General features: G+C 66.8%; 16 protein-coding genes. 5 read left to right on the top strand and 11 right to left on the bottom strand.

Annotated elements, in window-relative coordinates; translation table 11 throughout:
• Positions 1–377 precede the first annotated feature (377 nt).
• A complete protein-coding gene (locus tag ACIBCN_RS01790) occupies positions 378–1,064 on the bottom strand; it encodes a response regulator transcription factor (protein WP_396989552.1) in 687 nt (228 codons plus the stop codon).
• A gap of 135 nt (positions 1,065–1,199) precedes the next feature.
• Complete coding sequence (locus ACIBCN_RS01785) at positions 1,200–1,346, bottom strand: hypothetical protein (RefSeq protein WP_396989551.1); 147 nt, start codon at positions 1,344–1,346, stop codon at positions 1,200–1,202.
• 579 nt (positions 1,347–1,925) lie between these two features.
• Here ACIBCN_RS01785 and ACIBCN_RS01780 point away from each other — a divergent pair.
• Positions 1,926–3,152: a Glu/Leu/Phe/Val dehydrogenase dimerization domain-containing protein gene (locus ACIBCN_RS01780; protein WP_396989550.1), complete on the top strand. Its 1,227-nt coding sequence runs from the start codon at positions 1,926–1,928 to the stop codon at positions 3,150–3,152.
• A gap of 5 nt (positions 3,153–3,157) precedes the next feature.
• On the opposite strand, the gene ACIBCN_RS01775 is transcribed toward ACIBCN_RS01780, so the two are convergent.
• Positions 3,158–6,148, bottom strand: coding sequence for a hypothetical protein (locus tag ACIBCN_RS01775; protein ID WP_396989549.1), 2,991 nt, complete (start codon positions 6,146–6,148; stop codon positions 3,158–3,160).
• Complete coding sequence (locus tag ACIBCN_RS01770; protein WP_396989548.1) at positions 6,141–7,547, bottom strand: hypothetical protein; 1,407 nt, start codon at positions 7,545–7,547, stop codon at positions 6,141–6,143. Before ACIBCN_RS01770 ends, ACIBCN_RS01775 begins: the two co-directional genes overlap by 8 nt.
• A gap of 211 nt (positions 7,548–7,758) precedes the next feature.
• Here ACIBCN_RS01770 and ACIBCN_RS01765 point away from each other — a divergent pair, with 211 nt between their 5' ends.
• Positions 7,759–8,046, top strand: coding sequence for a hypothetical protein (locus tag ACIBCN_RS01765; protein ID WP_396989547.1), 288 nt, complete (start codon positions 7,759–7,761; stop codon positions 8,044–8,046).
• A 100-nt stretch (positions 8,047–8,146) separates the two neighbouring features.
• On the opposite strand, the gene ACIBCN_RS01760 is transcribed toward ACIBCN_RS01765, so the two are convergent.
• Positions 8,147–8,434, bottom strand: a complete 288-nt coding sequence (locus ACIBCN_RS01760) for a helix-turn-helix transcriptional regulator (RefSeq protein ID WP_396989546.1) — start codon at positions 8,432–8,434, stop codon at positions 8,147–8,149.
• A 271-nt stretch (positions 8,435–8,705) separates the two neighbouring features.
• On the opposite strand from ACIBCN_RS01760, the gene ACIBCN_RS01755 reads away from it, so the two are divergent.
• On the top strand, positions 8,706–9,938 hold the full coding sequence (locus ACIBCN_RS01755) for a TetR family transcriptional regulator (protein WP_396989545.1): 1,233 nt from the start codon (positions 8,706–8,708) through the stop codon (positions 9,936–9,938).
• Here the strand turns inward: ACIBCN_RS01755 and ACIBCN_RS01750 are convergent.
• A complete protein-coding gene (locus ACIBCN_RS01750; RefSeq protein WP_396989544.1) occupies positions 9,846–11,273 on the bottom strand; it encodes an alpha/beta hydrolase family protein in 1,428 nt (475 codons plus the stop codon). The genes ACIBCN_RS01755 and ACIBCN_RS01750 overlap by 93 nt on opposite strands.
• Positions 11,274–11,357: 84 nt before the next feature.
• On the opposite strand from ACIBCN_RS01750, the gene ACIBCN_RS01745 reads away from it, so the two are divergent.
• Positions 11,358–11,786 carry a nuclear transport factor 2 family protein gene (locus ACIBCN_RS01745; RefSeq protein ID WP_396989543.1) on the top strand — a complete coding sequence of 143 codons (429 nt, stop codon included), beginning with the start codon at positions 11,358–11,360 and terminating at the stop codon, positions 11,784–11,786.
• Here the strand turns inward: ACIBCN_RS01745 and ACIBCN_RS01740 are convergent.
• The 5 genes from ACIBCN_RS01740 to ACIBCN_RS01720 all read right to left on the bottom strand — a co-directional run bounded on the left by ACIBCN_RS01740 (position 11,758) and on the right by ACIBCN_RS01720 (position 18,488).
• A complete protein-coding gene (locus ACIBCN_RS01740; protein ID WP_396989542.1) occupies positions 11,758–12,843 on the bottom strand; it encodes a ThiF family adenylyltransferase in 1,086 nt (361 codons plus the stop codon). The genes ACIBCN_RS01745 and ACIBCN_RS01740 overlap by 29 nt on opposite strands.
• The gene (locus tag ACIBCN_RS01735; RefSeq protein WP_396989541.1) at positions 12,843–14,276 is read right to left on the bottom strand and encodes a phenylacetate--CoA ligase family protein; all 1,434 of its coding nucleotides are present in this window, start codon (positions 14,274–14,276) and stop codon (positions 12,843–12,845) included. The genes ACIBCN_RS01740 and ACIBCN_RS01735 overlap by 1 nt, the downstream gene beginning before the upstream one ends.
• An 84-nt stretch (positions 14,277–14,360) precedes the next feature.
• Positions 14,361–15,734, bottom strand: a complete 1,374-nt coding sequence (locus tag ACIBCN_RS01730) for a CHAT domain-containing protein (RefSeq protein ID WP_396989540.1) — start codon at positions 15,732–15,734, stop codon at positions 14,361–14,363.
• Positions 15,724–17,127, bottom strand: coding sequence for a hypothetical protein (locus ACIBCN_RS01725; protein ID WP_396989539.1), 1,404 nt, complete (start codon positions 17,125–17,127; stop codon positions 15,724–15,726). Before ACIBCN_RS01725 ends, ACIBCN_RS01730 begins: the two co-directional genes overlap by 11 nt.
• A complete protein-coding gene (locus tag ACIBCN_RS01720) occupies positions 17,124–18,488 on the bottom strand; it encodes a hypothetical protein (RefSeq protein WP_396989538.1) in 1,365 nt (454 codons plus the stop codon). Before ACIBCN_RS01720 ends, ACIBCN_RS01725 begins: the two co-directional genes overlap by 4 nt.
• Positions 18,489–18,592: 104 nt before the next feature.
• Between ACIBCN_RS01720 and ACIBCN_RS01715 the strand changes: the two genes are divergently transcribed.
• Positions 18,593–19,762: a hypothetical protein gene (locus ACIBCN_RS01715; RefSeq protein WP_396989537.1), complete on the top strand. Its 1,170-nt coding sequence runs from the start codon at positions 18,593–18,595 to the stop codon at positions 19,760–19,762.
• Position 19,763: the final 1 nt, after the last annotated feature.

Below are 19,763 nucleotides of genomic sequence, written 5' to 3'. Positions count from 1 at the left end.
AAGACGCGAATATCCGTCGGATTTCGGATTCACGATAGGTCCGACTCGAGCGACTTCCGAATAATCCTCCCCGCTGCAGGACCGATACAATTAAATGTGTCGACGGTAAATTCAGGAGTATGAAACATCTGGTGAGTACCGCCGGCGATGCTGGCGCCTTCAACTCTAACAGCCGTTTCGAACATCTGGCAATACAAAAAATCACTTGATGATAGTAAGTGAACATTACATATGACCGTCGTGAAGAATGCACATTGCGACTATTCGAAAATAATCACCGCATGACACGCCATATCTCGACACCGCTGCAGCTACGGACGATTCGAACCAAGCAAGCGATCGGTAGTACCTGCGATCCAGGGACCGCTAGGACGAGGTCATTGAGCACATATCCAGGACGCCTCGAGCGCGACCCGGACCGCATCGATCCGGTTGCGCGCGCCAAGCTTCGCGACGGTGGAGGAAAGGTAGTTCCGGACCGTTCCTTCCGAGAGATTGCAGCATGCGGCAATTTCGGCGACGGTATCACCGAGCGCCGCGCACTCCAGTACCGTGATCTCGCGCGGGCTCAGCGGGCAGTCACCATTCTGCATGGCCGCGACCGTCAGATCCGGATCGAAGACCCGCTGACCTCGATAAACCTGGTAAATCGCGTCGAATAGCTGGCGAGTGGGAACGTCCTTCTGCACCAGACCGGCGATCGGTCCCGCGAAGGCCCGGCGAACGACGGCACGGTCGAACCGCATACCGAGCAAAATGGTCCGGCATCCAGGAATTTCCGCCAGCTTCTCCGCGACCCCGACGGCGCCTGTCTGGCCGCTCTCCGACCCGACAACTACGACAGCCGGCCGAAGCCGCGAGGCGAGTTCCAATGCGTCATCGCTATCGCCCGCCGCGCCGATCACATCGATTTTTTTGCTTTGCCTGAGCAGGGCCGCCAGCGCTACTCTGGACAACTCGAACTCTTCGGCCACCATGACCTCGACCACTTCGGTGGACTTACCGGCCGAAGGTTCATGACGGAGCCATGCACTCGGCATTATCTCAACGGCCTGACCTACCACGACCGCCCTCCTTAACTCTCTGTGGATCCCTATTACGGCATGGCAACATCGGCCGACACGAAGTGCGGCGACGCGTGCTCATGCTCCCCAATGCCGAAAGGCAGGATTACCGCCCAACGGCCCCCGTCAGTAAAATCAGCTTTCGACCAGCCCGAGTGTCGTCGGCAGCGTCACCGCCAGGCGGTCGGCCTCGCGCAGATTCGGATGCGTCTGTCGTACAACAAATTTGGCGTCCAGTCCGGACTGGGAGGTTGGGGCGGCTTTCTCGAGGGTGGTCATCATCGACGTCCGCCGCGTTGCTGTATGTACCGCACGCGACGCCGATTACGGCTTGCCGCAGCGCAATCGGGCGGGGAACGATGCACTCGTACCATGTCTTGCTACCTCCCAAGAGCAAAGCGGGCCAGCGCACAACTGAACGTGCGCCCAGAGAGGCCGTCGCCGAGTGGCACTCCCGAGGCCCGCCGCTCCCAGAGAGTCGGTATGTGCAAGACCCGCAACCATTTTTCAAGCTACGGGCCGCCCGATGATTGTGCGAGCCCCTACTGCCGGGGGCCTCGCGTCGGCACTTCGCACTGCTAAGAAAATCGAACCGGGGGCGAGCTACCCGCCGCCACGGCGGTGCTGAAGGCGGACGAATCATTCCGCGCGCGCCCGGCTCCGTGCTGGCATGATTGCACTGCTGGCAACTAGGCATCTTGTCTCATCACAGTCCAATTACGGCAGGCATTCTGCGCAGGTTGCGCGGAAGCCACTAGGCAGGTTGCGTGGAAATCGTCGGGAATACACAGTGGCTGACACAACGGGCGCCCGTCCCTTTGGTTGGTCGACGGCACATTCCGAACGGTGAGGAACACGCGCATGAAGAACCTGCTTGCCCAGTTCGAGGATAAGGCACCCGAGATCGTGTTCGAGTGGCAGGATTCCGAGACCACCGCCAAGGGCTGGGTGGTGATCAACTCGTTGCGCGGCGGAGCGGCGGGCGGCGGGACGCGGATGCGCCGCGGACTCGATCGCAATGAGGTCGAATCGCTGGCGAAAACCATGGAAATCAAGTTCACCGTCTCCGGGCCCGCGATCGGCGGCGCGAAATCGGGGATCGATTTCGACCCGCGCGATCCCCGCAAAGGCGAGGTGCTCAGCCGATGGTATCGGGCGGTCACGCCGCTGCTGCGGGCCTATTACGGCACCGGCGGCGATCTCAATGTCGACGAGATGGCCGAGGTGGTGCCGATCACCGAACGGTACGGGCTGTGGCACCCGCAGCAAGGTGTGGTCAACGGGCACTACGGCACCGACGATCGGGAACTCGTCCAGCGGGTCGGCCAGCTGCGGCTCGGCGCGGCGAAGGTGGTCGAAGATCGGCGCTTCACCCCGAATCCCCATGGCAAATACACTGTCGCGGACCTGATCACCGGCTGGGGCGTCGCCGAATCGGTCCGCCATTTCTACCGGATCTACGGCGGCGAACTCGCCGGGAAACGGGTGATCGTCCAGGGCTGGGGCAATGTCGGCGCGGCCGCCGCCTACTACGCGGCGCAGGCCGGTGCCCGGATCGTCGGCATCATCGATCGCGACGGCGGTGTACTCAATCAGGCCGGGTACACCCTGGAAGAAACCCGAGAGTTGTTCTTGGCCAAGCAAGGTAACGCACTGCACGCCGACGGCGCGCTGCCGTTCGACGAGATCAACGACCGCATCTGGAATCTCGGCGCCGAGGTGTTCCTGCCGTGCGCGGCGTCCCGGCTGGTCACCCATGACCAGATCGATCGGCTGACGTCGAACGGATTGGAAGTGATCGCCAGCGGCGCCAATGTCCCCTTCGCCGACTCCGAGATCTTCTACGGCCCGATCTACGAGCACGCCGACAAGAGCGTCGCGGTAGTCCCGGACTTCATCGCCAACTGCGGCATGGCCCGCGCTTTCGCGCTACTGATGCAGGGCGATGTCGAGGTATCGGACGAGGCGATCTTCGGCGACATCTCCACCACCATCGCCACCGCCCTCGACCGTTGCCACGCCCGCTCGGACCGCACCACGAACGTAGCGAGCACGGCCTTCGAAATCGCCCTCGACCAACTCGTCTAGCGCGGTCAGAAAAGTTGTCCCGAACCGAAGCCGTAGTAGCCGTAGCTCAACCAGATCAACGGCCTGACCTTTTCGCCGCTACGCGCCGCGTGCAATCGACCGCGTTGCATATCGCCGACCACGGTCCATGGCGCGGCCGACGTGCTCAGTTCGGCGGCGAGCAGGTGGTCGATGTCGTCGGTCTCGGCATCGGCGGGCAGGCAGTAGCGGGTTGCGATGACATGGCGCGCCCCCGCGGCCAGGCAGCCGATCGGAAATCCGATCCATTCCGGGTTCGCGCGAATATCGAACCGGCCCGCATTGTCTTCGGCTCGAATATCGTTACCCCAGCTGAAATCTGCCCCCAGACTTTCGCAGGCTGATGCGATGACCCGCTCCGGCATCGCGTACCTCGGCACCGATCCGCGGAAGGTGATCAGGTCGCGCACCTCCAGCACGCCGTCGGCGAAGCGCAGACCACCGGTGGCGGGCTGACCCGGTGCGCCCGCGACCCCGTGACAGACGAACAGCGCGGTCGCCGGCGCGCCGTAGCCGATTCGACCGAGTTCCCTGGCCACCTGCTGCCGGTCGACACTGCCGACCAACGGCACCTGTGCTCCTGAAGGAACAGTCGCTTCCGCGAGCGGCGAAGCGGGATCCGGTGAGACCACCGCGAGCCGCAGCGGCGCCACCACCCCCGTGGCCGGCACCGCGCGAGGGTCACCGAACCGGATGTTCGCATGCACTGCCGCCCACGGCGGCGGGTGGATGAGGTCCGCGGAATCTATGACACGCAACGCATCCCCCGCCGACGACACGGTTCCGGAGAGCGGCAGTCCGGCAACGGGAATCGCGGTCAGGACGCCGACGAACCCGGTCACCACCACCATCCGCCGACCGCGGCGCTTGGCCAGCGCACGCCGCAGCCGGACAGGCAAGAGCAACTCCGCAATCGGACCGAGCAATCGGATCTCGGCATTGTCCGGCCGCCGCGACTGCCACCGACCGAGCACACTCGCTGTCGCGGCGCGCAGCACCGCACCGCCGTCCGCGCCGGACACCCTTGCCACATCAGGGATCACATCAAGCAACGCCGCGACGGCCGAGCCTGCGATGCCGGATAGGTCGTGGCGGACGAAACTCCATCGGCCGCTCGGCTCGCGCAGCGATATCCACAACGCCCCCTCGACGACCGCACCGCCGAGATACCAGACCGACTCCGCAGCGAAAGAGCCCAAGCAGGTTTCGAGGTCGATCGCCGGAAATTCGGGAGGACCACCCCAGGACACGCCGCCGATGCGCAACGTGGGCGGTGGTTCGATCAGATCGGCCCCGAGGATCGCGCCGTCACCCGAGACCATCGCGTCCGCGTCCGCCGAACTCGGCATCGTGCTGGCGGCCCGGTATCGCAATGCCGCCTCCAGGAGCAGGCGCGACGCCGAACCCCGATGATCGGATTCGTCGCGGCGGGTCGGAATCGGCTGTGCGCGAATGATTTCGATGATCTCGGCCACGGCGACCTGATCGTCGGCGTGCGCGGCGATCTCGAGCCCGAGGCCGTACACGGTCTCCATGGATTCCGCCCACTCGTTGCGCCATACGCTCGCGGGCAGCCGAAACCGGAGCCGCTGTCCCTCGCGAATCGCCGCGAAGATCCGGGCGAGCAACTCATCGATCGGCACCTCCAGCGGGTCACCCACGAGCGTCCACAGGTAGTACGCCTGGACGGTGAACGCACTGTTCGGATGGTCCGCCAGCCGCACCAACGCCTGCGCCACTTCGGCATCCGCCTGCTCCGGATCGTCGTAGTGCAGCGCGCAGACCGCCATCAGCAGATGGGCCGCGATGTGGTCATCCGAGGTCCAGTTCAGTGCGACATTGCGGTTGTCGGGCTTCAGCGCGTACCACCTGGTACGCCGGATTCCTTCGATATTGTCGACCCGCAACATCATCCGGACGAGGATCAGCTCGGTCCAGTTCACGTCGTACCCTTCGCGGCGCTGGAGACCGTCGCACCGCAGCAGCAGCAACTCGTCGTATGCCCGCGCCCATTCGTCCAGATCGACCAGCAGCGCGACCCTGCGACGGCGGGCATGCAGACGGATCGCGCACCCGTCGCGCCCGAGCGCGGTGCGCGCCGCCGATTCGAACGCGCTCAGCGCGTCTTCCATTCTCCCCGCCGCGAACATCACCTCACCATCGGCGAGATGGATCAACGCCACTACTCGCGGCGAACCCGCGGCCGCCTGCCGTGCCTGTTCGACCAGCATCAGCGCCTCGGTCACCTGCCGAACCCGCACGAGCGCAACGGCTTTCGCGGCCAGTACGGCGGCCGCGTCGATCTGCGGCAGCGCCCCACTCGCCTCGATAAACCGCAGCGCGACGTGCGGATCCTGTGCGAAGGCCGACTCGACCGCGACCGAAACTGTCGACCAGCGGTGCGGGTGGCGCAGCCGGGCGCGGCGTGTCATGACCGGCGCCGCGTACGGCGTCGGCAAGAAGAGTCCAAGACGCGCAGGCGATTTCAGCACCAGCGCCGCGGCATGTTGGACAACGAGCAACGCGCCGACGGACGCCCAGCTCTGCCAGTGGATCACCAGTGCCGCGATCCCCAAGGCAACCGCGACCGCGTCGATCGATCCGAGGAACAGCGTCGCCGCGCCGACGACCGCGACTTGCTGAAGCGGCCAGCCCAATCCCCAGCCGATGAGTACCGACACCGCGGCGACCACCACTCGGCCCGACCACCTGCGGCGGTCGATCGCCGCGTTGACCGCGACGACGTCGGGAAGGAAGTCACCGATCCGACCGGCAGCGCCCGCGGTGCGAGCGACGGTCCGGTGGGCATGGTTGACTCGGCGCGCGTCGGCGTAGCCGCGTACGGCGGTCCTGAAGCGGGTCGGATCCCAGAAGGTGGTCCGCAGCACACCGGTCAGGGTGATCATGTTTTCGAAGGCGATGGTGTTGCGGGTGCGCAACCAGTCGACGACTTCCTCGTCGCGATCGAGGTCAGCCATCGATCAGCTTTCGCCACTCGCGGCTCGCCAGCCTCGCTCGCGCGCTCGGTGCGCGAAAGAGACCGAAGGCGTCCTGCACGATGTCGGTGTAGCGCAGGTTCGGATTTCCGGAATCGTTGCGCCGGATCTGCAACTCGACCCACAGCAGCATGATCGAGACCACCGCGTTCACCGAACAGACGACGGCAAGGGGCCACGGCACGGTCAGGCACGCGGCGACCGTGAGCGGGACCCAGATCCGAAAGCCGATGAAACTTGGGCGGTAGGTCACCGCGTATACCGCAACCAGCGGCCAGAAGTTCCAGTGCGCCGCGGTATGCGCGAGATACACACAGCAGATCGCACACGCGACCAGCCACAGCCACAGCAGTTGGTACAGCCGCCCGGCGTAGCCGTCGGCCAACGGGGTGCCGTCGGATCGGAAGATCGTGGCGCGGGCCATCCCCCCGAGCGCACCCAGCGAGACCAGCCAGGCGACCTCGGGCAGCACCGGCAGTGGCGTGTCGAGGGCCGGCCTCGAGCCCAGCGGTGAAGTCGGCACGAACCGGTCGGCGGCCGCGACGGCGCCGCGCCGTAAATTGCGGTAGGCGCTGGCGATCTGGGCGGGGGTCGCGCCGAGCTTGTGCAGTACGCGGTCGAGCTCGGTCTGTACGGGGGCCGCGGCCATCAACAGTTCCGCGGTGTCGATCGGGCGGCCGTCGATCCGCGCGACGGTCGACGCGGCCTCGAGGCGGCCGCGCAATTCGGTATCCCAGACAGGTGCGCTCACTGCCCGGCCCGACCCGGCCCGAGCTGGCTCGAGCAGCTCGTGCACGAGCCGGTGCAGCGGGGCGACATCGAGGCCGAGTATCGCCAGAACGCCATGCGCCGCAGCTCCTTCGAGCTCCGGCGAGGTCAGTTCACACCACACATGGATGGGACCGATACGGTCGTCACCGTTACGGGACGCCCGCCGGTGCGCGGCGACGAGAACCTGCGTGGCCGCCGCGGTACACGACTGTCGCGGCAATGCCTGCGCCGCGATCGCTGACGTCGCGACCTCCGGTTCGAATCCATGCGCCGCCAGGATCCGGCCGACCCGAGGTTCGAATCGAGCGGCAGCACAGAGGAATTCGCCAGCGGTCCAGTCACCGGCCGCAGGCACGTCGGTGCGGGAGACGCTCATGAACGGTTGTGCGCGAATACTGTTCAGTAGTTCATCGCGCAGTTCCGCAGGCTCGGCATCCATCGTGTCGACGACGGCGGCAACACCGTCGTCCCAGCAGAGCGGATCCATGGCGGCCACCGCGATGTGGCCCCACGCGATCGTGTCTTGGGCAAGGTGGCGCGCGACCCGTTCGGCTTGGGCGTTGATCAGCCCGCGGGTATCGGGCGTATCCAGTGGAACAGCACTGGTCATGACAACATCATCGACTCGGGCTACCAAACGGGCAATACCGTTGCGCTGCTTGTCATTCGACTGAATGACGCCGGTCCCCCTGCTCGCCCCGAAACGCGACGATGCTGTCCGGCGTTCGGCAGACAGACAGCACCCTTGATCGATGACACCGTCGGACGAGCACGATTTCCGCAGAAATGCCCGACTATTATCGTCGAAAGAAGCAAATAACATGGATGCATCGTTTATCCCGTGGATAATTCTGTTCGCGTACGCGATCACCGGTGTCGTGGTCGCCCGGCTGTATTACCGGAAACGGCACGGTGTGTCGTTCAAACCGGAGAACGCGGGCGCCGCCGTCCTGCTCAGTTCGGTCTTCTATCTGGCGCTGGTCTGGCCACTGGTGTTCATCCTGCCGAACCTGAGGAATCCGGAACCGTGCGCACACGTCGAGCACATCGAAGCCCGCGCGCGGACCAACGCGGCCGCCGCGTTGTATCGGGCCGAACGCCAAAAATAACCGAGCGCGGCAGCCGGGCGACGTCAGCGGCGGTGTCGCCCGGGACCGACGTAGCAGGTCGGGAACGATGGCGCCGCCACCGAGCGACGGGCGGCGTACCTCAGAGCTCCGCGATATCGATGAGCCCGTCCTGCAGCAGCCGGGCAACCAGCGCCGCCTTGGTCGGGGCAGGCCTGCCAACGGCTACGTACTTCTCCCGCACCCTGGACAGATACGTGTTGACGGTGCCGAGCGAAATGTAGAGTCGCCGACCTACTTCCACCTTCGTATCACACCGCAACCAGGCCAGTAACACTTCGAGCTCGCGGGCGCTCAGCGCCGGACACCCGGGATGATCGGCCGCCCCCGCACCGGGCTGTTCGTTCGGGCCGTCGACTGTGACACTCATTGGATGTTCCTTCGCCGTCAACGCCGGAGTCCCGAACTCCCGCACCGGTATAGATGATGTGCCCCTATTCAATCGCCAGGCGACTGCCGGGACACTCCGCAAGAAGGACGACCCGGTCTCAGCTGAGACCACCCTGTCTCATCGCCGGCGTAACGACCGGGTCGGGAGACGGGATCAAGTGAGCGAAGGGATCTCGCCGGGGAGCGAGCCGGGCCTACCCGGGGGGTAGGAGTAGCAAATCAATACTGACGACCAAGCGGCTCTCGATCTCGTGCAGGCGGGCATCCGGCTACTGGTCGAGCAACCGGAGAAACTGCTCGACGGCGGCTTACGCAGCGAAGACGCCATCAACATCGCGAATTCCTCACACGCCACGTTCTATCGGAAGTTCAGCACGAAATCGCGCTACCTGGCCGAGGTCCTCGACCAGCTCGCCGACGACGCGCCCGGTGCGCCATCGGACCTGCGGGCGTTGACGCGGTCGGCGCTCGATGCCCATGGCGGCGATCGCAGACGCGCGGTGCGCGCGCTGATTCTGACGCATTTCGATGCCGCGTTCAACGACGCGTTCACCACTCGGCGACTGCTCGCGATGGCCTTCGGCTCATCCAGCCGACGCACGCCGGGAACGATGCGCGCCACTTACCGTCGCAGCGACGCGCTGATTCTTCAGATCTTCGAGGTCCTCTTCGCCCACACCGGCGCGACCTTCCGAAAACCGCTCACCGCCAACAGCTTCTGCGTGGTGCTGACGGCGCTACTGGATGGCTTTCTCATCCGCCATCGTGCTGAGCCACAGGCGGTCTCGGCCGAGCTGGTCGCCGACGCCGTACTCGCCGTGCTGAACGCCGCGGTGGATAGTTCGCAAAGCCACTCACATATCGACGACGCGCTCACCGCGCTCGGCACCACGCCCGGCCGGCCCTCGGTGCTGCCGAGCGAGCCGCGGGCAGCGCTGCTGGAGGCAGCGCGTAGCGAATTCACCAAACGCGGCTATTTCATGACCACCATCGCGGCCATCGCCGCCGATGCCCGCGTTCCGTTGGACGCCGCGCGCCGGATCTTTCCGACGAAAGCTCACCTGATCATCGGTGCGTTGAAATCGGCGCACGCCACGCTGGGTGAGGGCATCGCCGACGACACCGCGCTCGGCCACGACGATGTCACCATCGTGCGAAATCACTACCTGCGCTGTGCCCGCCTGGTCGACGAGGAGCGCCCCTTCATGGACGCGTTGATGGCCGCGGTCGCCCACGACACCTACGCCGAACCGGACGGGCTCATCTCGATCAAGCGGGAACTGAACTTTCCCGCGCTGCTGGCCCCCGTCATCCAGCACGGGCAGGACAGCGGCGTATTCGCCGACGACCGCCCTGCCGTCGAGATCGCCGCCTTCCTGACCAACACATTGCTACTGCGCTGCTTCACCAGCCGAAATCTGAGCCCGGAACAGAACGCGGCCTTCGTCAGCAGCGTGACCTTCGACGGGTTGCGCATACCGTGAGTGATCCACGTCGAGCCGGCGCCGCGCCCATGCCATGGCGACGTCCAGCCAATCGGCGTAATGACTTATCGCGCAATGGTCGTCGCCCGCGTAGAGGCGAAGGATGCCGTGCGGTGCCGCGGCGGCCAACTCGACCGAGTCGTGCGGGTCGACGAGTGTGTCGGCCGCACCGTTGACGACAAACAGTGGGATCGCGATCCGAGAGTAGAAGCGGCGCAGTGACAATGCCGGTAGCTTGCGGCCGATACCGAGCGTGCTGCCCGCGCCGACGACCTGCCGCATGGCGTCCACCATGACCGCGGGGGCGCCGACCAATCCGGTGGGCCCGAAGCTCCGGTGGGTCGGCGTACCGGCCGCGATGGCGCACCGCAGTCGGCGGTCGACGGCGGCCATCCGAGCCGACCAGTATCCGCCGAAACTCATCCCGAACATGCCGATCCGGCCGCCGTCCACCCGAGGATGGGAGCGGAGATGGTCTATCACCGCCCGGTAGACCCGCTCGGACTCGACCGACATCGGCTCCGAATAAGAGTATGTTCCCGGCATCTCCATGACGACTACGCCGAGGTCCGCGCCGCAGTACTTCAGCAGGGGCAGCAGCAGTTCCTGCATCGTGCCGTCGAGCCCGTTCGTCGCCAACATAGTCGCGCAGCGGTGCTCGCCGGACGGGAAAACCGCGCTGGCCCTGACGATCTCGCCGCCCACCGGGATCTCCATCGATTCGAAGGCCAGCCCGAGGCCGGGGGCGAGCGCCGCGACCAGCAGGCGGGCCAGTTGTTGCGATATCGCGTATGCCCGCATGCGGGCGGGCGAACGGCCCGGCCAGCAGGCAACGAGGTAGTAGGCCATCGCCTTGACGATCGCATCGATGGCGATGACCGCCGCGGCCGACTGTCCCTCCTCGAGTTCACCCGCCCCGGCATGGATTCGGCGGAAATTCGCTACGTCGTCGGGTCCAGCCTGCGGCCCGCGATCGGCGAGGAAGGCCGCCGCGGGCGCGAGCAGCGGACCGAGCACCTGGCTCGCGCGATCGATGTCGAGCAGGCCGCCGAGGGTCGGTGGCCGCGCCGCGAGAGCCGCCAGCGCACCGTCAGCCGCTGCCATGTGCGCGGCGGCGATCCGCTCCCAATACCCGGCCCACCGTTCGTCGGCGAACGAGCGAGCCCCCGCGAGCTGCGCGGCGAACACAGCGCGGTCGACGCCCGCGAGGTTCGCGAACCGAGGGACCAAGACCTCCGGCAGGAAGTATCGCGCGCCCGAACGACGCACCACCCACTCGGTCGTCCCCGTCAGCGCGCATGCGGTGACCACCAACCGTCTCGGCAGCTTCATCATCGTCGATCTCCTTGATCTCGTATCATTTTCGCTGTCCGGCGCAATGTCATCGCACCGCCGAACCGAGTGCACTACGTTGTCCGGATGACGTCGGACGCTGATCGAATCCAGGACCTGCTGGATCGGGAAGAGCTCGGCAACCTCGTCGCCGAGATCGCGGATTGCGTGGACCGCAAGGACTTCGACGGGTTGTCGCGGGTCTTCGCCGCCGATGCCACCCTCGAGACGCCGGGCGGAGTATCGACCGGCGCCGCGGCGATCGTCGACCTCGCCCGGCGTAACCACGAGAATTACGCACAGACCCAGCACCTAGTCGCGGGCACGACGATCGCGCTGCACGGAGACCGTGCGACGGTCGGCGCGAATGTCGTAGCGGTCTTCGTGCCGAATGCCGGGGAACCCGCCGTCCACCGAATGATCGGTTGCCGCTACGCATTCGACGCCGCCCGCACGACTCACGGCTGGCGGTTCACCAGCCAGCTCATCACGCCGATCTGGGATCGCCACCCATAGCTGAGACGGCCGCGAGGAACTGCGCCTCGGTCAGCTCGTTCCACTGGTCGGCCGTATCCGCCGCCGCGCCGAGTAGCGCTCGGTCCATATCGAGGCGATAGCGCCCCGACGGCAACGGGTGGCCGGTGGCGATCAGTCGCGCCGCGTACGCTGCGACCGCGCCCGCGAGGGTCGCCGCGGTACCCAGTTGCGGCCAGGACGGCAGCGAACGCCCGACCTGGGTCAGCGAAAAGCGGGTGCGTGGCGTGATGTCGGCGCCGACGATGCGCTGGGCGATCGCCGCCCGATCGCGCGGATCGTCGAGTGTCGAGGTGGTGAGGTCCGTCAGGTCGCCCGCCCGACCGTGGAACAGCGGGTAGCCGGGGTCGAGATCGAACCGCTCGACATCGAGAATCGCGTTGTCGCCGTTGTCTGTTGCCATGACGACCGGGATGCCCGCGTCCCGAGCGCGGCGGCGAATATCGACCTTCGCGGCGAGATCGTCCATCTCCTCGATCAGCACGGTCAGCGGTTCGTCGGCGTCGCCGAGGAACGCGGGGGCGATATCCGGTGTGTAGCCGTCCGGGAACACCGTCACCGAGCTGTACGGATCGGTCTCGAAAACGCGGCGCTGCGCGATCGTCAGCTTCGGTACCCCGATGTCACAGACCGATGCGGGAAGCCGGTTGAGGTTGGTGAGTCCCAGCGTGTCGTGTTCGGCCAAGCGGAATCGCCGCGCGCCGGTGAGCGCGCAGACCGACAGGGCGGACGCGCCGACGCTCAGACCCGCGATGCCGATCCGCGCGTTCGACCACCGCCGTTGTTCCTGGTCGTCGAGGAGATACCGGTTGCGCGCGGTACGCAACCGCCAGAACGTCTCGGAATCGGGCAGTTTCACGATCCGCGCGCGCCAGTCGTACACGACGTAGCGCGGCGTGCCGCGCGGTCCGGTCGGGTCGATGGCCGCGAGTTCGCGTGCCGCGGTGTCCCAAGCGTCGGTCAACGAGAACCCGGAGCCCGGGTCCAGCAGCGCGGCGATTCGGGTGGCATCGGTGGCGGGGTCGAGGATCTCGATCATTACTTGTTCTCCAGATAGTTGTGCTTGATGGGGTAGCGAAATCGGCTGCTGCCGAAGGGATCCAGCGTTATGACCGGCTCGGCCATGGCGCCGATCGTGGCGTGCAGTTGCCGGTACTCGCTGTTGGTCCGATCGAGCGCGGCGACCACCCGGCGGGCGAGCAGCTCGCGCAATGTCGCCGAGGGAAGGGCCGCCGCACTCAGCTCGACCCGCAAATGCAGTGTCTGCCCGAACGCGTCATCGGTTTCGGTGCTCAGCACGAACTTGCCGCTTACCGCGTCGCGCACGGCCGAGTCCTCGAGTGCCGCTCGAACACTTTCCGGAAACAACTTCACCGCATAGAAACTCGCGGCGATATCCGGGCGGCGGCGCAGCACCATGAACCCGGAACCGACGGTGGAGGTGCGCACCGGCAATTGGTGTCCGCACCGGCGCAACGCCTCGGCCACCTCCCACGGCGCGAAGACCCGGCCCTCGTCGTTGATTTGGTAGCGGATCAGCGGCAACGAGCTGTCCACGGTGAACAGCAACCGGCCGTTGGCGTCAACCTCGGTGTAGCGGAATTGCGGATCGAATTCGACAAAGGTCGGCAGTGGGTTGTCCGCGCCGAACAGGGTGGCCGCGAGCAGCCCATCGGTGCGGGCCAGCCGCCGGATCCCGATCGTGGTCGGGGTCTCGTGACCCATCTCGCCCGCATCGGCCGTTCCGTAGATCAGGCAGATCTGATCGGGCTTGTCCGGCTTGCCGATGCGCGCGAGGATATGGTCACGCCACTCCTCGGTGATGTTCTCCCCCGCGAGCAGCACCTTCAGATCCTGGCGCAGCACGTCGTGATCCGCCCGGTCCAGGATGTCCTTCACGAAAGGCGGATATCCGGCGATGACGACCTGTTCATAGTGCGGGCCGAGTTCGGCGATGTTCGCCAGGATGGTGTCCGCGTTGATGCCCGGCGCGATGATCGAGATCTTGTGCCCGCGCTTGCGCAACGCGAGCGCGGCACGGTAGGTATACGTCCCGCCGATCCAGTTGCCCAACGCGAACCCGACGACCAGCAGCGTCGATCGCCGATGCGAGGCGAAGCTGTTCCGGAACAGCCGGTCGTACATCTCGACACTCTCCTGCAGCGAGACCTGGTCCCTCGGCCAGTAGGTCGGCGCACCGGTGGATCCGGAACTGGTCGACCAGGTCCCCGCCTGGGTGATGTCGCCTTGCCACAGCATCGAGGGGATCTGGAACTCCTGCAGGTAGTTCGCCTTGGTGGTAGCCGGAACCGAGGCGAAGTCGTCGGCCGTCTGGATCGACTCGGCGTCGATCCCGTGCCTGGCGAGGAACTCTCGATACGCGGGCACCTCCCGGGCCGCGCGATGGAATACGTCGATGGCGCGGCCGAATCCCGGCCGGCCACCCGCTGTCAGCGACAGTGACACTGTCATTGGATTGATCTCCTCCGTGAGCGTGGGACCGAAGTCCTGTGCCCGGGACACCGATCCCCCGGCGCTCACGGCGGGCCGCTAGAACTAGCCCGCGCGGGGTAACTCGCGCAAAACCCGCGCGGGCGCACATGTTTGGCTGATCGAGGCCCACACCAGCGGCGTATGCGCCGGATCGCCGTTCGACCGCCACGCGGTCAGCTGTTCGCGTTGCCAGCCGGCCAGGTCGGCGACCGGATCGCAACATTCGTGCGCCTCGTCCACCCGAAGCGCGAGCGCACTCGTCGGCATCACCTCGCGGCCGACGGCACGGAACGCTCGATTGGCGGGCAGTGGCCAGCGCGTCGTGGTGACCAACTCCGCTCCCGCGTCGAGGACCGCGACAACCAGGCCGAAGGTTTCCGACGAGCGGTAGTCGATGCTGCCCTCGCAGGCGATCATCGCGACTCTGGGTGGCATCGGCCACAGGTCCGCACCGTTGGCCGCCGCGCTGTCGCCGTACCGGGCCCAGACGTGTTGCCCTGCCAGGCGGGTGCCGAGCAGCAGATCCAATGCCGAAAGCGGCAGGTGGTCGGCGGCATCGGCTCTCGCGGCCCCTGTCGTCGCGGACCTTCTCCGCAGCGGTTGCGCCATCCCCCAGGTCCGTGCGGTGTCGTAGAGGTGCAGCGACGCCGAGCCGGGTTCGTCGGGCTCGGCGGAGATATGCCCGACGTAGAACAGCCGGGATCGTGGTGTCCGCAGCGCCGCGCTCAGCTCGACCCGGTCGAGGCAATAAGCGAGGGCGATCTCCCGCTCGGCTTCGGTAATCCGTTCGGCGGCAACGTGTGCGGCCAGCCGAGCCGCGAACGCGGGAATATCGACGCGATCCAAGATCCGGCGCAGCCCGTGGTCGCCGGCGCGCGGGGGCAACACCGGGTCGATGACGAACAAGGCGGGCAGGTGCCGCATCGCATGCCACCCATCCGGCGGCGGAATTCTCGATCGCCCCACGTACACCGTCGCGGGCGGGTCGTAGACGATCTCCACAGCTTCGATCAACCGGAGATCATCATCCAGGCACAGCAATTCCCACGGAATGCGCGCGAGGCGTTGGCTCGGGGTGACCCGAAACCGGATTCGGTGGCCCGATGCGAGCCGCGCCAGCGTTTGACGACGCAGACGCCGAGGCAGCACCGCGTCCGTCAACGCGACCGCGAGCGCATGCTCCGTGCCAGGCTCGGCGAACGCGCCGACGGTGAGCGCGCGGGCCGCGGCCGCGGCCGCCGTCTCACCGGGCAGCCTGGCGATCAACGCCGTATCGAGCAGACCGACTGCCCGCGCCACCGACGCCGCGGCGAGCACCTCGAAGTTCGGGCTGTCCCTTTCGTCGAGCCAGCGCCACGTCAGATAGGTGCTTCCCGCGTCGGCGGCACGCACCAGCACCTCGATGACCGCGCCGTCCGGCGATGCCTCACTCGTCATCGGGCTCGGGCGGCACCAGCTCACTGAGCAGTGGCCTCGCCTGCGCCGCGGGCACCATCGCGAGCTCGTCGAGGAATGCCGTCACCGCCTCCGATCGCGTCCGCAGCAACAGCTCGATCGGTGCGGTGTCGGCGACACCGTCGGCAAGCTTGCGCAGCGCGATTCTGGCCGCCTTGCGCGCGTCGATGAGGCAATCGTCGAAGACCACTCGCGCAGCGGCCCATACCTCGGCGGAAGCGTTGTCCGGCACAGCATTCCATGCGGCCAGGGCCGCTCGCTGCCAATTCCACGCCTCGACGGTGTAGCGATCCACTTCGGCGAGGCAGCGTCCGGCCGGATCGCCGCGCAGCGATTCGACGTCGACCTTCGCGTCGAACACACCGCAGTGGAGGTCATCGATGTCGTGGCCGCGGGCTGGCAGATTCGCGGATATCGACCGCCCCGCCACCCGGGTCGGGGCGGTGGCGACGAGGGCGCCGCTGTCCTTGTTCGCGGCGTATGCCAGCAACCGGCGCGCCTCCGCGCTGTCCGGATCGACGCCGTCGGAGAGCAACGCGGTCAGCACGATCCGGTCGGTGTCGAGGTCGTGCTCGATCAACAGTTCCGGTACGTCGGCGCCCGCCCACGCGACGATCCTCGGCGGGACGGCGGCAATATCGAGCATCTCGGATCCGACGGTGAGACTGACGGTGCCCGCGCCGAGCTCCGTGCTCTGTGCCACCGCGCCGGCCTCCTGCACGGCATAGTTCCATTCCGCCAGCCCGGCGAATACGCGATCATCGGCGATCGCGCCCGCCGCGCCGAGTTCGCGTGCCAGCGAGTCGATCTCGCCCGTAAAGCCGGCGCTGCCCGCCACGATCGCGGCTCGGCGAACCAGATCGATGACAGCGCTGGACATTTCGCCGTCGACACAGCGGCGGCCGAAGTCGATGAGCGCGTCCTCGGCGAAGGTGAACAGGTTCCTGGCGGCGGCACCGTGTCCGACGCCCGCCTCCGCGACGGCGCGGTCGAGCAACAACGCCGCACGGTCGACCGGGCGCATCGTCCATCGCGCGACCGCGGCGACCTCCGCGAACCGCGACCACTGCGCGGTCAATCGCGCACCGCGCACGATTTCGGCGGTTTCCCCACGCTCGCGCAAGTGCCTGACGAGTGCGGCCAGCGCCGGGTCGCCGGCGGCGAATCCGAGCGGCTCCGGATCGGCGGCCGCGTCTACTTCCCAGGCCAGCACCGTCGCCGAGTGCGCGGCATCGACGTGTACGAAGCAGCCTGCGCCCACGGTGATATCGACCATTGCGACGGCCGCCTGCCGAACCGTCAGCCAGGACGCGTTCCCCGTCGCGTCGATGGACAGCACGCCATCGCCGACGGTGTCCGTGAATCCGATGGTCATCTGCCCAGCTCCTCGGGGTCGGCTCGTCTGGTGCGTCGACTGAGTTGGTTCAGCAGTTTCCTCGCCTGCTCGAGCCGATGGGCGACCCGCGCGGTCGCGGTCGCGGTCTGGAAGGTTTCGGGATGGTCCGAGGCGCGCGCCGCGGCGGCCGCGACGATGAGCAACGCGCGCACGTAGGTGGCGGCCGTTGCCGGGCCCGAGGTCGCGGCGCCGGACGGCGAGGCGCCGTAAGCCGGGCACTCGGTGCGCCATGCCGCGGTCACCAGGTTCTCGATCGACCCGCGCGCGTCCGAGGCGGGCAGTCCCTCGTCGAGAATCCGCATGGCCAGTGCCTTCTCCCAACTGACGCTGCCGTCGTCGGCTTCGGCGTAAGCGACAAGCTCCTCGTAGGCGGCTGTCAGCCGCACGCGTTCCGGAGCATCGTTGTCCACTCGCACACCGGAATCGATCCGCGCGAGCGCGGCGTCATCGAGTGACCGCTCCCGGTTCGCATGTCGAATCGTCGCCGCGAGGTCGTCCTTGCGTGCCCACTCGAGATGCTTGTAGAAGATCGCCGCATGAATATCGCCGCGGCCTTGGACTACCCAGCACAGCAGCGTCTTGGTCGCCCGCGCATAGGCCTCGGCGCAGTACGGGTTGTCCTTGACCTCGGGGGTGGTGGCTATGACGGTATCGAGCAGCGAACGGACAAACTGCTTTTCGTCCGCGGTCGGCTCACGTGGCGGTTCGGCCAAATCGCCGAAACGGCGAGACAATTCGCCTATCCGGTCCAGCAGCGGCCCCGCGACCTCGGCATCCGGATCCTCCAGCTTGCTGAATGTTTCCAGCAGCATCGAACCGTAACTTCGCAGCGCGACCGTTTCGTAGGGACCGTATCGACCGGCGATGTCGCCGAGAAACCCATCGGCGTCGCGGCGCGCATCGATCGCGCCACCTATGTCCCGCATCCGAGGACCGGCGACCACCGCGCGCACCATCGGCGGAACCTTCCGATTCAAGATTCTGACCTGCTGACCGATACCGTCCGGAAGTCCGATCGGACGGTATTCGTAAGCGACGGCGGCGTACTGTCCGGTGAAACGCGAAAATGGTTCGACGTACGTTGCGTACAGTCGGCTCAATACTTTTCGGTGCTCCGGCTCATGCAACGCCTTCTTCCGATACGACCGCGCCAACTCCGCAGGCCGCGGCCCGTAATCGCGCCGCACCCAGTCACATTCGCCGAGTCGGCCCGACCATCCCCCGAGTTCGGCGATGAACTCTTTCTTGTTGGGTTTGGGCCGCGCCGCGGCCTCGTACCACCTCTCGATGAATTGATCACCGGAGATCTCGTCCTCATCGCGGTGGTGGGCTACCGACATTCCTGAAGTCTGGCAGTCGGTCGGCGTGCCAGTCGACCTGTCCAGGCGAAATACATTCGAACGACCGACACGACTGCCACTTCCGGCCGGGTTGAATAGGGTGAATGTCGCCTCCGATATTCCCGCGGATCGTGCACCCGCACATCGCCCCGACGTGGCCGTCGAGCGTCGTACTCGACGACGGCCGCGCGATCGCGGTCGACCCATGGACACTCGATACGATAAGTGCACGGGCACAGGCGATCTCGCGACTCGGGGTCTTGCTGTGGCTCGAACGGTGGTCGCCGTGGCCGCTCGACGAGCAACTGCTCGATATCGACATTGCTTGTGCGGCAGGCGCCGCGGCACGATTCGGCACCTCGACCATCGCACACGAGCGATACCGCCGCGCTCTCGGCGCATTGGCCGATCTCGCGGAACGCACGCTGCTCGGCAACGCCACCGACCACCGGTTCCAGTCGATCGTGGCGACCGCCGTCGACCTGTCGGGTCCCTATCTGCACGACGCCGATGCCGACCCGGCGGCCCGGCTCCGGCAGCTCCGGCGGCTGCCGATGCCGGTGACGGCCCCGATCCAGACCGCCGCCGCGCGTTGTGCCGACGATCTGCTGATCGGCATGGATCTGACAACGACCGCGGGCCGGTTCCGCACCCTGTCGGGCGGCATGCGCATCCGCAGAACCTCGGTCGATTGGGCGCTGGTTCCGCGCGGATACCTCGACCCCGGCGAGAATACGGTCGGCGTAACCACGTCGGGCGCCGACATCTCCGTATCGGTGACCGCGTCGGCCGCGGCCGTCGAGCGCGCACAGTGGACCGATACGCTGCGCTGGCAGCTGCTGCGCCCATCCGCCTCGGCGCCGGTCGTCTCGGGCAGTCTGCAGCCGAACCCCTACACCGGCGACTATCGCGGGACCGCCTCGCTCGCAGGCGAATTGGGCGATGACGCGATCGTCGACGTCTACTCCGCCAACTCGCCGCCGCCGCTCGACGGGCGTACCCGAGCACTCGCCGCGTCGCACCGGCACGCCGGATGGGCCCTGTCGATCGAGCGCCTGATCCCACTCGACGACCCACGTTACGCGGACGAATCCTGGCGGCACGCGGAGAGCGAATGGGCGCAGGCGCAGGCGCTGACGCCAGCCAATGAGGCTGCGCTGCTTCAGATCCTGGATACCGCCCGGCGATCGTGCGGCACCGCGGGCACCCGGTCCGCCGCGACAGCACCTTCACTCGCCGAGATGGACCTCGTCGGCATCCGCCCACCCGCGTGAG

Source organism: Nocardia sp. NPDC051052 (genome assembly GCF_044456045.1).
Lineage (GTDB): Bacteria > Actinomycetota > Actinomycetes > Mycobacteriales > Mycobacteriaceae > Nocardia.
Note: the sequence above shows the minus strand (reverse complement) of the source record. Positions and strands in the feature narration are given on the sequence as shown.

Bases quoted from the DNA above. Each gene is read 5' to 3' on its own strand.
- ACIBCN_RS01785 (WP_396989551.1), bottom strand. From the start codon at position 1,346: ATGATGACCACCCTCGAGAAAGCCGCCCCAACCTCCCAGTCCGGACTG.
- ACIBCN_RS01780 (WP_396989550.1), top strand. From the start codon at position 1,926: ATGAAGAACCTGCTTGCCCAGTTCGAGGATAAGGCACCCGAGATCGTG.
- ACIBCN_RS01775 (WP_396989549.1), bottom strand. From the start codon at position 6,148: ATGGCTGACCTCGATCGCGACGAGGAAGTCGTCGACTGGTTGCGCACC.
- ACIBCN_RS01770 (WP_396989548.1), bottom strand. From the start codon at position 7,547: ATGACCAGTGCTGTTCCACTGGATACGCCCGATACCCGCGGGCTGATC.
- ACIBCN_RS01765 (WP_396989547.1), top strand. From the start codon at position 7,759: ATGGATGCATCGTTTATCCCGTGGATAATTCTGTTCGCGTACGCGATC.
- ACIBCN_RS01760 (WP_396989546.1), bottom strand. From the start codon at position 8,434: ATGAGTGTCACAGTCGACGGCCCGAACGAACAGCCCGGTGCGGGGGCG.
- ACIBCN_RS01750 (WP_396989544.1), bottom strand. From the start codon at position 11,273: ATGATGAAGCTGCCGAGACGGTTGGTGGTCACCGCATGCGCGCTGACG.
- ACIBCN_RS01745 (WP_396989543.1), top strand. From the start codon at position 11,358: ATGACGTCGGACGCTGATCGAATCCAGGACCTGCTGGATCGGGAAGAG.
- ACIBCN_RS01740 (WP_396989542.1), bottom strand. From the start codon at position 12,843: ATGATCGAGATCCTCGACCCCGCCACCGATGCCACCCGAATCGCCGCG.
- ACIBCN_RS01735 (WP_396989541.1), bottom strand. From the start codon at position 14,276: ATGACAGTGTCACTGTCGCTGACAGCGGGTGGCCGGCCGGGATTCGGC.
- ACIBCN_RS01730 (WP_396989540.1), bottom strand. From the start codon at position 15,734: ATGACGAGTGAGGCATCGCCGGACGGCGCGGTCATCGAGGTGCTGGTG.
- ACIBCN_RS01725 (WP_396989539.1), bottom strand. From the start codon at position 17,127: ATGACCATCGGATTCACGGACACCGTCGGCGATGGCGTGCTGTCCATC.
- ACIBCN_RS01720 (WP_396989538.1), bottom strand. From the start codon at position 18,488: ATGTCGGTAGCCCACCACCGCGATGAGGACGAGATCTCCGGTGATCAA.
- ACIBCN_RS01715 (WP_396989537.1), top strand. From the start codon at position 18,593: ATGTCGCCTCCGATATTCCCGCGGATCGTGCACCCGCACATCGCCCCG.